Here is a 13491-nt window from a genome sequence, read left to right as displayed (position 1 = left end):
ATTATAACAACTATCATTTAATATATACAACTGACATTTATGAAAACAAAACAAAAAAAGAGTGAAAAACCTTGTTTTCACTCAACATTTTATCAAATAATAGTTACAACAATTTAAATGTCTTTATTAAAAAATAATAAGTTTGATTTAATTAAGAAACCATTAAATTTCCTTTTGCATGTGATCATAAAGATGATCACTGATTTTCCTTTTACCTACTACTTTAAATCCGTGACGTTCATATAATCTTTTGGCGTTAGGATTCTGTTCATCTACACTTAAACCAATAACATTTCGCCCAGTTTTTTTAGCTAATTTAGGTAAAGCTTCAAGTAAGTGTGAACCTATTCCTTGTCCTCTAAAAGCTTCCGAAACGGAAATGGAATCCAAATACCATTCTTTAGGAAATGTTTCTTGATCTACAAATAATTGTTCCTTATCTGTAATTCCATGTTTTTCTAAAATTACTTCTAAGGGTTTATCGATAAATGGCTCTTCTTCATCTGTGTAGCCAAATGCTACACCAGCTATCTTGCCATCAATTTCTTCAACAATTCCTCTTGTATAACTGTAACGATAATCGGGATCCATAATGGCTTCTTCTAAGATTTCAATTGTTTTTTCTTTCCCATACTTTTGTAAAAAAGGTAATTCCATATCATTTAAAATAACTAAAATAAGCGGAGCAATCTCTTGAGCATCCTCTTTTTTTGCAAAACGAATCATTTCATTCTCTCCTTTTTTTCATTCTATCACTGAAAAATAAAGATCAAAAGAGTTATTTTAAATAATCCTCGATTTTTTGGGTAACAAAATAACCATGTGAAACGATGCGAGCAGCTTCTGTCCGGCAATAAGGACAAACGATCGGCATTTCTTTATCAACATGTTCAACTACATTGTTGACTTCTTCATAAGTAAACTTTTTCCCGCAATTTGGGCATTTCATCTTTTCCATAGCAATGACTTCCTTTCTTTTTTACACATTTAGCTTACTCTTATATTGTAAAAAAGAAAAATGATAGCTATTGATTTTTAGGCACGAATCAACAAAACAGATTCTTCATTATCCTCTGCTAATTTGATCTCATAGTATAATTTGTCGCTTTTCATTAGCAAAACCCAACTTCTTACTTTAGCATTGCGCTTTCCACTTTGTTTAACAGCTTCTTTCATTGCCTTTTGAGGAGATTTGCTTGAGTAGATCTTTTTGATGTCAAAGAATGGTTGGTTTTCGGCTAATTTACTCGAACGAACAGCTGGCTTTCCGGTTGTAGGATTGACAACAAGCATTTGTTCAGAATCTACGAAAAGATATTGAAAGGTATTGTTTGTTTGTTGTTGGACATCCTCTTTTGGTACAAACTGAACCATTTGAACTTTTGTTTTATTTGTTTCTTTTTTAAAGATTCCCACTGCTTTTTTCAGTGAGATTTGATATTCTTGTTCACTAATATCATCATAACGAAACGTAGCAGTCAATAATCCTAACGAAGCCGTTAGCCCAATAAGTATGAGAATAGCTGACCCAAATAAAATTTTTTTCATCTTCATCAGTGTCTCCCTTTTCCTTTTTTTACTAGCATATCAAGATTTTTTATTAAAAAAAATCGAATGACAGAAAGAAAAAGTGACAATTTTGTTACTTATTCATGTAATTCTAACGGCAAGCCATCTGGATCAAAGAAAAAAGTCATTTTTTTCCCAGTAAATGTATCGATTCGAATTGGCTCAGTTTCGATCCCTTTTAAACGAAGCTCTTCAATGACAGATTCAATCTGTTCCACTTTAAAAGCCAGATGTCTTAATCCACATGCTTCTGGATAACTTGGACGTTTAGGCGCATTAGCTACCCCGAATATTTCTAATTCAGCTGTTCCAAGCTTTAAATCTAATTTATAATCTTCTCTTTCCGCACGATAATTTTCACGGATTACTTCAAAGCCTAACTTATCAACGTAAAATTCCCGTGATTTTTGATAGTCAGATACAATAATTGCGACATGATGGATAGCAGATAAATTCATTTTTTTACTCCTTTACTCTTTTATTCTTTTTCATATTTTAACATTTTCTTTGGTCAAAAGTTTTTTATAAAGAAAAAAATGGAAAGTTCACCTACGTCGGTTGACTTCCCATTCTTTCATCAATTCAATGTAAAGTTTTCATGTTTCCAGAAAACAAAGCAAAAAGTATCATAACACATATTATTTTAAATTGAAAGACTAGAAATATTTTTTGAAAGTAATACAATAGGTTGTGTCAACAAATCGAACGCATACTATATTTAGTGTTTAAAGGAGCTTTTATCAATGATAAATTATTTTCGCTTTTTAGCACACCAACTCAAAGGTTGGCCTCAACAAAATTACTATCTTTTCTTTTTTAGTCTTGGGTGTCAGATTATGACCCTTGTGAATAGCCCTATTACTTGGTTAGCGGTGATCACTTTTATCGGTACTACACTTGGTGTCTTGTGTATCTTATCAATCAATGCAGCGAAATCTGTTAATGGTATTTTAGGAATTTTATCAGCTATTTGTTTCATCATCGTTGGTTTTTCTGCTAAAAATTACTTGAGTATCGGCGAACAAATCGCCTATATGATCACCTTAGATATCCCTGTTTTATTAAGTAAAGAATGGAATCATAACATGGCAGCAAAAATCCGTAAGTTCAATGGAAAAACATGGTTAGTCGCAATTTTTGCTACGATCCTGGTTTATGCTATTTCAGGTTTCTTGATTGGGCGCTTAACAGACGATCCACGTCCTTGGATCGATGCTATTGCCTTTTCAATCAGTTTGACAGCTGGTGTGATCAGTTTCTTGCGTTACAATAACCAATATTATTGGTGGTTGGCTTCAGGATTAGCACAGATGGTTCTGTGGTACATCTCATTTAGACATGGTTCAGCTAGTTTAGCTATGTTTGTCAATAGTTCCGTTTACCTATTGAATGATGTCTTGGCTTTCACAGTTTCTCCTTGGTATAACCAAAAAGAACGTGAACGAATGCTAAAAATGGAAAAAGAATATGATCAAGAGCATGAAAAGAGTGTGCTGATTTAAGACCGTGCCATGATCATTTTGATCTGAATATAATCGACAGTCTTCTGGTAAAGCATGTTTCGATGTTCCCTTTTTCTTGGTACTTATCTAAATAAGCTAGCTGCCGCCAACAATTGATTGGTGGTAGCTAGCTTATTTTTACCCTATCGACTTTCACAATAGTCTTTTTAATAATTGCTTAGTTTTTGAACTTTCTGTTTGCAAAACTTTTTCTAATCGTTGGAAATATTGTAACGCATGTTGTTGTTCTTTCGATAAGGAATAGTCATTTTCATTTAGTTCTGTTAAAATGGTCATCACTTTTTTCGTTTTCAACTCAACAGCAATTTTATCCCATACTTCCTCGGTGACTACCTTTTTCTGTGACACATTTTCGTTAGCTATCACTGTTTGCTTCATTTCTTTTTCTTTTCGTAAGACCTTCAAGAAACCATTTCTCATGACTCTAGGAATACTATCAAAGAAGCCTTCTGTGAAACCATAACGACAATATTGCTGCCAGATGAAAAGATACACCTCGGATTGGATAAATCGCTGCTTGCGTGCATATTCGGTCATTTTACTCTGTTGTTCTGGAGTTTGTTGGCGTCCAGTTGCTCTTAATTGCTGGATGAATGTTTCAAAGAAGGTCAATGATAGTTGTTCACCCCCGTCAACAGCGATCAACGCCCAGTCTTTTTGCAAAAAAGTTCGGTAATTCGTTAAAAAAGTCTCGACATCTTTCACTAATTCTTCTGAAAAATCTTCAAATAGTTCTTTCTTCCCACGAATTTTTTTAGGGGTTCCCTCTAATTGCGTTGCAATACGTGAGATCTCTTGTTTCAGCGCTTGATAATCAGCAAGATAAATTGGCATATCTGCTTCACGAAAATCCACAACCCTGGCAACTAGTTTTTGATCAGGCAAATAGGGATTTTTTAATTTTCGATTTTGGTAGAGCATAAAACAATATTCTTGCCATAAATCTTCTGGAAACGCCACGTTTTGCTGTTTCAGCCACAATAATTCGTCTAGTGCTAAATCGACTTTAGTCATTCCTTGATTGATAGATGTTGCGATTTGCGGGCTTACGTGTAAATGTTCAGCAAAGTGATTGATCCCTAAAGAAAGGCTCTTACCGGTCTTTGGTGAATGAACGATATATTGCACTTTTAATTCACGACCGCATTCGCAATATAATTTTTGTTGTCGCCGTTTGGTACGAAAAAAAGGATTGATTTTAAAATCGGAAAAGACCCAATCAGTCGCTGCTAAATAATTTTCTTCTATAAATTGGGAATTGATCAAGTAGCGTCGATGTTGATCAACTAATTGACGTTGTTTCGTCGTCAACTTTTCATAGATTTCCCAACGCTGATTACTTGTATACTGTTTTGATATCTTAATTGGATAGACTTGATTGATTTCTTTGGGATACCATTCTTTAAATACCTTTTGCCAGTCGTTCATTACTTATGTTTCCTTTCAAAAAAAGAATCGACTGGTCTAATTCGACCAGTCGACACAATGATTTGTTTTTCACTACATTATTTGTAAAAATTAGTGAGTTGTTCCTGCATTGCCAGCAATGTCATGATCATTTGTTACGGCTGCTTCTACTGCATAAGTCAAAGAAGCGGCAATATCATCTAATGACATTGATGGTGTGCCTACTGGACGATCAATCACTTGATCAGGTGAAAATGGCACATGGATAAATCCGCCACGAATCGTCGGGAATTTTGTCTCAATCAAGTGAAGCAAACGATACATGATGTCGTTGCAAACAAAGGTACCCGCTGTATACGAAATGTACGCAGGTAATCCATGTTCATGGACATTTTTTGTCATTGCTTTAATCGGTAAAGAAGTGAAATAAGCAGCTGGTCCATCTGGTTCTAACGCTGTATCAAAAGGTTGGTTTCCTTCGTTGTCAGCAATTCTAGCTTCTGCTAAATTGATTGCTACTCGTTCGAATGAAACAGCTGAACGTCCACCAGCTTGTCCAACACAGATGACGATTTCCGGCTGATGTTCTTCGATTGCTTTTTCCACAACTTGGCTGCTTTTAGCAAAAACCGTTGGGACTTCCACTTTGATAATTTGTGCTCCAGCAATTTCATCAGGCATTTTTTTCACTGCTTCATAAGCAGGATTCACTTTATCTCCACCAAATGGATCAAAACCAGTTACTAGTACTTTCATTTTACATTCCTCCATTATTCTCAATATAAACTAACTATTATTATAGAGTTTTTTCTTATTTAAATAAAATCATATAAACGATTTGGAACACTAACATGAAGATCGCTACGAATAATTGGTTCTTGATTACGCCGTATTTGTCTTTCATCTCTAACATTGCCACAGGCACGACATTGAAGTTTGCAGCCATCGGTGTTAACAAGGTTCCACAGAACCCACAGGTCAGAGCAACCATTCCCACTAGTGCTGGATTTGCGCCGTGACTGAATACAAACGGTGCACCGATCCCTACAGTCATTACCGTAATCGCTGCAAAGGCGTTCCCCATAATCACCGTGAAGATAACCATACCCAATGCATAGATTATAATACCGACATTCACATTACCTTCGGGAACGATTTGCCCGACTGCATTAGAAATAACTGTCCCTACTCCTGCACTTGTAAAAACCGCTCCTAATGATGCCAAGAGCATTGGTAACATACTTAAAGGTCCTACTGTTCCTAGCATATCTGCAGCATCATCTAAGAAAGTAGTTGGTCGATTGTCTCGTGAGAAGAACATCATGATCACCATTGCGGCAAAAACACCAACACCAACACCAACTAATGCGCCAAGCTTAGTAAAGAGTGCGAACAAGATTGCAAAGATCCCAATACTCAATGCCGGAATAAAGATTTTCATTCCTAATTTATCAGACATTTTTTCCATGTATTGTTTAGAAGGTAAGCGACTTTCTCCTTTGCTGACTTTCTTTGCAATCGCTGGAACTGTCATGGCAAAAATCAAAAGACCGTTGACGATCGCAGGTAACCATCTTCCACCAGCAATTACGATTCCTAATACTGTCCAGAAAAAAGCAGAACCGTATCGATGAGGATTCGTTTTATCGTTAATATTTCTGATTCCTGTATAAATAAGAACTAACCCCATGATGATATATAATATTTCTAATAATTTATCCCCTAATAAAATTTCAGGATCTGTAAAAAAGCTCATATTATTGCCCCTTTCCTGAATAATATTTTTTCGCTAATTTTTTCTCTCTTAAGTAGAAATAAATACTTGCAACAATCAGTGCAACGACAGCAACTGGTACTTCAACCAAAGCAAGTTGTCCTAGTGTCACTTCATAACCCAGACCTTTTAAAGTCGATTGAACTAACAACGCACCTGCTCCACCAACGAATAATACTTGACCAAAGAACCAACAAATATTTTCCATCGCAGAAGACATGCCTTTTAATTCTTCCTCATGTTGTGGATCAATTTCCAGGCCTTTTGATTCGACTGTTCCTAAAGCCATTGGCATGATGATTGGGCGAACAAAACCGGCAACTCCACCAAAGCTGACATTGAACGCTGCAAAGATCATACGGAAGACCCCATAGATATCAATGATCATTCCAGCTGATACTTTCTTAAAGCGCTTAATAAGCGAAGCTGCTGATTCTTTCAAACCATTACGTTCCAGTGTACCTGTTGCCAACATAATAATGATAAAAATAGCCATTCCTCGATTATTGACAAAACTTGTTCCTAAAGTTTCTAACATTCCTTCAATTCCTAAACCGCCTGTCAATGCGGTGACAATCAGTGCGACCATTACGATCAAAATTGAATCTAATTTTAGTGCAAAACCGATAATGACGATCAAGACACCTAAAAGACTAAGATAGTTCTCCATTTGACTTTCTCCTTAAAATTACAAGATATTTTTTTATTATAAATCAAAAAGCCATGAAAATATAGATAAAATCCAATTATCTCATTATATTTTTTAAAAATTCAGTCAATTCAATAAAAAAATTAGAAAAATCACTTACGATTGAAACAACTCGTTTACAGTTCAAATTTTTTGAGATCTTATTTTTGTTAACTAACAAATGAACAAAAAACAAACAAAAACGTGCTTCATTATCTAAAATAACACTTTAGCATAGGTGTTTTCCTCCAAAAAACGACTTCTAAATCGAATGGCCGATTCAAATTGGTTCACGTTTTAGCTTATCACTACCCTTATTTTTTATTCTGTGTTATCCTTTCAATTAACAAAATAATGACACAACTATCGCCGGGTAGTATTAAGAGGATAAGCATTCCATTAGGTCTTTGGAGGAATGCTACTCCTCTTTTTTGTGTAAATGGAGTGATTAATATGGCATGGTTTGAATTAATCTTAGCGGGAATCTTGGAAGTTTTTTGGTCTACGATGATGAAATGGAGTGATGGTTTTTCTAAATTGAATTATTCTTTCTACACAGTCATTGGCATGATCGCCAGCTTTTATCTCTTATCAAAGGCGATCAAACAGTTACCAATGAGTTTATCCTATCCTATTTGGACCGGAATCGGTGCCGTTGGTTCAGTGATCATTGGTGTCGTCTTGTTTCATGATAAACTGACATTAGCCACTTGGTTTTTCGTTGGCTTATTATTGATTAGTCTGGTCGGAATCAAAATAACGAGTGGACATTGATCCTACATTATCAGGAATGGTTGATCAGACCAAAACAATAGTAGGTGCATGAACACATCAAAAAAAGCCAGATAACCGGTTTTGCTAACGATTCTTTTATTAGAATCATGAATTACCGTTTATTTGGCTTTTTTAATGACTTAATTTAACATATTTGTGTATTTAAACATGTAAAACGCCTGTAGCAAATAGAATCATTGCTGTTAGTCCGATCATTGTGACACCGACTAATAAAAATTTATCTAAGTGAAGATGAGGGATTGGCTCATTTTGTTCTTTCCGGGCTCTTAAATAAAAGAAGATCCCAGGTAAGAAGAGTACTAACACTAACATCACTTCATTGAAAGCAACCACGAGCATTGCCCAGACTTGAAATGCACTGGCTAAAAAGCCGATAAAGAATTGCCCCCATTCTTTTCTTTGATAAGATAGTTTCATCTGATAAAGACCTAAGAATAACCAAGTAAAGAATATCGCTGCTGTCCCAAGTGTGTAAGCAAAATTATACGCACTATCCGTGAACAATAAAGAAAGTAAGAAAACATTAGTACAAATCGTCGTTAAGACAATAGCATATGTTGGCGCACCTTTTTTATTGACTTGACCCCAGCGTTTCGGTAATAAGTTAGCATCTGCCATATTCCTCATGGTTTCAATCGGTAAAATCGTCCAAGATAACCAGACACCTACAAGCGAAATGATCAAACCACCGTTGATCAAGATTGCTCCCCATTTTCCTACCATCATTTCAAACACATAGCCCATCGCTGGCTGTGTTTGGATTCCTTGCAATTCTTTCATTGACATTGTCCCATAAGGTAACATCGAAACTAAAACATAAATGATGATTAAACCAAAAATACCAAGGATCGTTGCTTTCCCTACATCTGATTTTTTCTTTGCACGAGAACCAACCACAGAAGCTCCTTCGATCCCAACAAACACCCATAACATCACCATGATACAGCTCAATATCTGACTAGAAAATGGCACGGGCTGGCCATTCGCACTCAATATGATATCACTAGAAAAATTATCGATAAATTGTTGCAGTGAAAAGGTACTGATTGCTACAACAATAAATAAAAATAGTGGGACAAGTTTACAGATCGTTACAATAGCGTTCACATAACTTGCATTTTCGACCCCACGATTGACTAGCCAAGCATATCCCCATAAAAACAAAGTGCTCATAACGATCGAAGCGATATTCTGACCTCCGTCGAATACTGGGAAAAAGTAACCTAAAGCACTCATTAGCAACGTAGCAAAGGCTACGTTCCCCAACCAACAAGTAAGCCAATAACCCCAACCACTGATAAATCCAGCAAAACGTCCGAAACCAGCTTCTGCATAGCTGAAAATACCACCTTCCAGCTCTGGACGTTTTTTATTGATATTATTGATTGATAACGAGAGCATCAACATAGCTGTTCCAACTAGCACCCAACTAAAAATAGCTGGGGCACCAGCCGATCCGGAGATGTCCGTCATAATACCAAATACGCCACCTCCTATCGCTGACCCAATCACTAAGGCCGCTAGTGGAAACAACCCTATTCCTTTGTTCTGTTGCTCTGTATCCATTTTAAGCATCCTCCAAAATAAACCGCTTTTACCAAAAGTATAACAAATCTTCACCTGTTTTACTTTATTCATAAAAATTCTAATAGAAATATAATTGTAACTATTTTTTTCTAATTATACAAGAATCTTGCATATTCATTTAGGGAAAACCTTTTCCAAAAATTGATAAAAAAATGCTATACTGGAGACAAGAATTGGAGGAAATGTAATGAACATTCTATATATATCGATCTCTGGAAACACACGAGCTTTCGCTAAAAAACTTGCTGAATATGCTGCGAACCAACATGAGTTAAATCCTCAATTACCAGAAATCACGCTAAAAGAAATTCATGAAAATAGTGACTTTCAACAAGAGAGTGAACCTTTCTTCACTTTTGTACCCACTTACTTAGATGGAGGAAATGGGTTAGATAACGGTGATACAGAAATTTTAACAGAAACCATGCGTGAATATCTGGAATACGAAGACAATCATACGCTTTGTCTGGGTGTCGTAGGGAGTGGAAACAAAAATTTTAATAATCAATATTGCTTAACCGCTAAACAATACGCCAGCCAATTTGGCTTCCCTTTCCTCGCCGACTATGAATTACGGGGAACCCCAGCAGATGTTGAGCGAGTATATCAAAAATTAGTCGAAACAGCTAACCAATAATTTCTAAAAAATTCGATCAAAACAGAGAACAGAGAGGAAACTTAGTTGGTAAGTTTCCTCTCTGTTTTTCTTTTTTAGGCTTTATACTCATTCAGTAATCCGCTTATCGAATATCCTTCATCCATCACTTGCGACTATTTTACATTACAATAGAAGTAAACTGTGTCACCTCCAACACTGTGATTTATTGTGTGAACTTGTTAGGAAGCTCTGGCTAAGATAAAACACTCGTCATCCACATGATGCCCCATTCATAGACTTCCGTTATAAAAAGTTATCGTATCAGATTCTAATTCTATTTCAATGGATCTCCCCTTCGTTTAGATTACTTTTGTCAGAAAAATTTGTTATCAAAAACTTAAACATAGACAGTTCGAAAGAGAATCACTAGTCAAAATGGAAGAAATAAAATTCCCCATACTCTTTTTAAAGCTATTCAGTTCAAATAATCTTAATATAACCAAGCATATTGCAAACGTTAACTTAACAGAACAAAAAGGAAAAGGTATAATAAAAATAGAAATATCCAGATTTTTTATATGTTATTTTATATTTTTTTGACACTAGATTATAAACAAGGTGGTGAAAAAACATTAAAAAAAAGAAATTTCTTGTTGTGTTATTTTCAATGTTTTATTTATTATTTTTAGGTGCTTGCAAGCAAAAGAATGATCCTGTGGTTTCTTTAGAAGAAGTCGATAAAGCAGTGATTTTTGTTAAAGATGACGAAGGAAAAGAAAAAAGTTGGAAAGCTACAGACCCCAATTTTTTAAAAACATTAATAGGAAACCTTAATGTTCTGTTTAATAAATCGGATCAACATGCTCAACGTTATGATATGAAACTGACATCAAAGCAAAAAAGATTCAACTATCAAATAAAGTTTTATAAAAACAATAATGTTGTACAAGAGATTCAGATTTCAAAAGTAAATAAGGTAACTATAGACAAAGAGGAATTCATGATTGGAAAAGAGAAAGAAAACGAACTAGATAGTTTGAAAAATCATTTATTACTTGTTGCTAAATAGATAGGCGATGTTGGGACAATCATCTACCAAAGATATAATAAGCCTGGTTTTGATACGTAATGTCAAAATCAGGCTTATTTTTCTTATTTTAGACACTTTTTCCTTCATGTGTTTCCCTAATTTTCTCAAATTAAGTGCCATGAGTACCGAGCCAATATCAATCGTTTCTCCTTGTTTCCCACGCAAGTGAAAACGATGGAACGCCAAATGAGCCTTTACACTGTTTACCATAGATTTTTTGTCTTGAATGAATCACACTCTTTCTCAACTTTTTTAACATTTTGCTTTGAACTAGTGCCTATAATAATTGACTTGTATTTGGCGATCTTGCTTATTGTATATTTTAGAATGATCAATTAGATTAAGAGTTATTTGGTCTAAGGTACTACAATTATTTTTCCCTCTTATTAATCATAGAAAAGAGCCTGAGACCGCACTTGGTCCCAGGCTCGAATTTTCTCTATTCTTTATCTGCTTTTACTTCGTTCAATTTTTTGTAGCTTCAACAGTCATGACCTTCGCTTTGGCTTTTGTCTCACCTGTTTTTTCTAAAACGAAATTTTTTACTTTCTCCATATTGGTAATTAAAACCATCATCGAAGTTTCTTTACCGGCAGCTTTGATTGCTGCTAAATCGACTTGAGCAACAAGTGTATCAGGTGTCACCAACTGACCTTCTGTTACCTTCACCTCAAATGGTGTACCACCAAGGTCAACTGTATTGATCCCCATGTGAAGTAACACTTCTAATCCATTAGCGGTTGTGATACCAATCGCATGTTTAGTGGGGAACACTGAGCTGATCGTTCCACTTACTGGTGAATAAATCTGCCCATTGATTGGCTCAACAAAGTAACCTTCTCCCATCATTTTTTGAGCAAATACGGGATCACTTGCCTTTTCAAGTGATTCAACTACTCCATCAGCTACAGCAGCTAATGAAATTTCACTTGTGCTGACTGCTCCTGTATTTTCCGTCATTGGTGTCATTTCAGTTGTTGTTTCTTCAGCTAATTCTTCTTTCTCCAATTGCTCTTTAGGAATACCAAAGAAGAATGTTGCTAGGAAACCACCTGCGTAAGCAGCGAGTAGCCCTAAGACATACCCTAACCATTTTCCATCTGAAATCAATGGGATCAAAGCAGCACCAGAAGGCCCGATCGCAATAGCACCTACATTTCCAATCATCCCAACAACAGCACCACCAATACCACCACCGATACAAGCGGTAATGAATGGACGTCCTAACGGCAGTGTCACACCGTAGATCAATGGTTCACCGATTCCTAAGATTCCTACGGGTAACGCACCTTTGATCATTTCAGTCAATTCTTTATCTTTTTTACAACGAACCCACAATGCTAATGCTGCTCCGACTTGTCCGGCACCAGCCATCGCCAAAATAGGTAATAATAGTGTTTTTCCTGTTTCATCAATCATTTGGACATGGATCGGTGTTAAGATTTGATGCAATCCGAACATAACCATCGGTAAGAATAGTGTCCCCAAGACAAATCCTGAAAAGGCACCACCTACACCTAATACCCAGTTGATTCCGCCAACCATTCCATCTGAGATGAAACCAGCGAGTGGCATGATGAAGAAAATTTCGACTAAGCCAATAGCAATCAATGATAATGTAGGGGTAACAATAATATCAATGGAATCTGGTACAACTTTATGCAATTTTTTTTCAACGATTGCTAATAACCAGACAGCAAAAATAACACCTAAAATCCCACCTTGACCTGCAGCTAACGCTTCTCCAGTGAATAAGTTTTTAAGTGGCGCTTCTGGATTCATGCCTGTTAATAAGACTACCGCACCGATAACACCACCAAGAGTTGGTGTTGCACCAAAAACTTGAGCTGCATTGATCCCTGTATAAATCACTAAGAAACTGAACATACCATTTTTTAGAATGTTCATGATATCAATGTATTGTTGCCAAGTTGCTGCATCTAATGTACCCGCTGTCACTAAGTTTGCTAGTACCGCAGCAATCCCTGCCACGATCCCAGTACCGACAAATGCTGGAATCATAGGGACGAAAATGTTCGAAATATCTTTCAAGATTGATTTGATTTTTGAAGGTTTTTGTTTATTTTTTTGAGCAGCTTTCATCGCTTGCGCTCTCTCATTTACCAAATCTTTTCCTGAGGCTGACGACTTATCAGAAGCTCTATTTCCTGAAGAAATCTGTTCTCCTAATTTTACACCTGCTTGATCTACCATCGTTTGTGCTACTTTGTTCACTTTACCAGGACCGATGATCACTTGCAGTTGTTCGTCCTCAACAACGCCTAATACACCAGGTATCGCTTTCAATTTTGCAACATCGACAAGCTCATCATTAATGATCTTCATTCGAACACGGGTCATGCAGTGGACAATGCTTTCGACATTGCCCATTCCGCCTACACCAGCATAGATCCGCGTTGCTAGTTCTTCTAAAGTCAATTCATTTTTAGCCATTGGTTC

14 protein-coding genes and 1 pseudogene are annotated in these 13491 nt (G+C 36.1%); 4 read left to right on the top strand and 11 right to left on the bottom strand.

Annotation, left to right across the window (positions count from 1 at the left end; genetic code table 11):
* Positions 1 to 162 precede the first annotated feature (162 nt).
* The 4 genes from IGK91_RS02945 to gloA2 all read right to left on the bottom strand — a co-directional run bounded on the left by IGK91_RS02945 (position 163) and on the right by gloA2 (position 2027).
* Complete coding sequence (locus IGK91_RS02945; RefSeq protein ID WP_010719873.1) at positions 163 to 726, bottom strand: GNAT family N-acetyltransferase; 564 nt, start codon at positions 724 to 726, stop codon at positions 163 to 165.
* 52 nt (positions 727 to 778) lie between these two features.
* Complete coding sequence (locus tag IGK91_RS02940) at positions 779 to 958, bottom strand: hypothetical protein (protein WP_010738307.1); 180 nt, start codon at positions 956 to 958, stop codon at positions 779 to 781.
* 77 nt (positions 959 to 1035) lie between these two features.
* Positions 1036 to 1554 (bottom strand): hypothetical protein, encoded by a 519-nt coding sequence (locus tag IGK91_RS02935; RefSeq protein WP_010738308.1) that lies wholly within the window; start codon positions 1552 to 1554, stop codon positions 1036 to 1038.
* Between the two features lie 92 nt (positions 1555 to 1646).
* Positions 1647 to 2027 carry an SMU1112c/YaeR family gloxylase I-like metalloprotein gene (gene gloA2, locus IGK91_RS02930; protein ID WP_010719876.1) on the bottom strand — a complete coding sequence of 127 codons (381 nt, stop codon included), beginning with the start codon at positions 2025 to 2027 and terminating at the stop codon, positions 1647 to 1649.
* Positions 2028 to 2312: 285 nt separating this feature from the next.
* Here gloA2 and pnuC point away from each other — a divergent pair, with 285 nt between their 5' ends.
* Positions 2313 to 3071 carry a nicotinamide riboside transporter PnuC gene (gene pnuC, locus IGK91_RS02925; RefSeq protein ID WP_010738309.1) on the top strand — a complete coding sequence of 253 codons (759 nt, stop codon included), beginning with the start codon at positions 2313 to 2315 and terminating at the stop codon, positions 3069 to 3071.
* A 153-nt stretch (positions 3072 to 3224) separates the two neighbouring features.
* Here pnuC and IGK91_RS02920 read toward each other — a convergent pair whose 3' ends face one another.
* The 4 genes from IGK91_RS02920 to IGK91_RS02905 all read right to left on the bottom strand — a co-directional run bounded on the left by IGK91_RS02920 (position 3225) and on the right by IGK91_RS02905 (position 6943).
* On the bottom strand, positions 3225 to 4520 hold the full coding sequence (locus tag IGK91_RS02920) for a hypothetical protein (RefSeq protein WP_034866335.1): 1296 nt from the start codon (positions 4518 to 4520) through the stop codon (positions 3225 to 3227).
* Positions 4521 to 4610: 90 nt separating this feature from the next.
* Positions 4611 to 5255 (bottom strand): pyroglutamyl-peptidase I, encoded by a 645-nt coding sequence (gene pcp / locus IGK91_RS02915; protein WP_010738311.1) that lies wholly within the window; start codon positions 5253 to 5255, stop codon positions 4611 to 4613.
* Positions 5256 to 5310: 55 nt separating this feature from the next.
* Positions 5311 to 6255, bottom strand: coding sequence for a DUF979 domain-containing protein (locus IGK91_RS02910; RefSeq protein WP_010719880.1), 945 nt, complete (start codon positions 6253 to 6255; stop codon positions 5311 to 5313).
* A gap of 1 nt (position 6256) precedes the next feature.
* Positions 6257 to 6943 (bottom strand): DUF969 domain-containing protein, encoded by a 687-nt coding sequence (locus tag IGK91_RS02905; RefSeq protein ID WP_010719881.1) that lies wholly within the window; start codon positions 6941 to 6943, stop codon positions 6257 to 6259.
* A 471-nt stretch (positions 6944 to 7414) separates the two neighbouring features.
* On the opposite strand from IGK91_RS02905, the gene IGK91_RS02900 reads away from it, so the two are divergent.
* The gene (locus IGK91_RS02900; RefSeq protein ID WP_010719882.1) at positions 7415 to 7735 is read left to right on the top strand and encodes a DMT family transporter; all 321 of its coding nucleotides are present in this window, start codon (positions 7415 to 7417) and stop codon (positions 7733 to 7735) included.
* 162 nt (positions 7736 to 7897) lie between these two features.
* On the opposite strand, the gene IGK91_RS02895 is transcribed toward IGK91_RS02900, so the two are convergent.
* Positions 7898 to 9322, bottom strand: coding sequence for a basic amino acid/polyamine antiporter (locus IGK91_RS02895; protein WP_010738312.1), 1425 nt, complete (start codon positions 9320 to 9322; stop codon positions 7898 to 7900).
* Between the two features lie 208 nt (positions 9323 to 9530).
* Between IGK91_RS02895 and nrdI the strand changes: the two genes are divergently transcribed.
* The gene (nrdI, locus tag IGK91_RS02890) at positions 9531 to 9980 is read left to right on the top strand and encodes a class Ib ribonucleoside-diphosphate reductase assembly flavoprotein NrdI (protein ID WP_010719884.1); all 450 of its coding nucleotides are present in this window, start codon (positions 9531 to 9533) and stop codon (positions 9978 to 9980) included.
* A 628-nt stretch (positions 9981 to 10608) separates the two neighbouring features.
* Entirely contained in the window at positions 10609 to 11010 is a 402-nt protein-coding gene (locus IGK91_RS02885; RefSeq protein WP_010738313.1) for a hypothetical protein, read from the top strand.
* Here IGK91_RS02885 and IGK91_RS02880 read toward each other — a convergent pair.
* Together IGK91_RS02880 and IGK91_RS02875 are read right to left on the bottom strand one after the other, a co-directional pair.
* Positions 10993 to 11253: pseudogene (locus tag IGK91_RS02880) on the bottom strand (IS5/IS1182 family transposase); the annotation flags it as partial. The gene IGK91_RS02885 and the pseudogene IGK91_RS02880 sit on opposite strands and share 18 nt — an antisense overlap.
* Before the next feature lie 243 nt (positions 11254 to 11496).
* Entirely contained in the window at positions 11497 to 13485 is a 1989-nt protein-coding gene (locus tag IGK91_RS02875; protein WP_081123014.1) for a glucose PTS transporter subunit IIA, read from the bottom strand.
* Positions 13486 to 13491 lie beyond the last annotated feature (6 nt).

This window comes from Enterococcus sp. DIV1208 (assembly GCF_050530455.1).
GTDB classification, from domain to species: domain Bacteria; phylum Bacillota; class Bacilli; order Lactobacillales; family Enterococcaceae; genus Enterococcus_B; species Enterococcus_B hirae.
The sequence above is the reverse complement of the archived record's forward strand: the minus strand, read 5'-3'. Positions and strand labels throughout refer to the sequence as shown.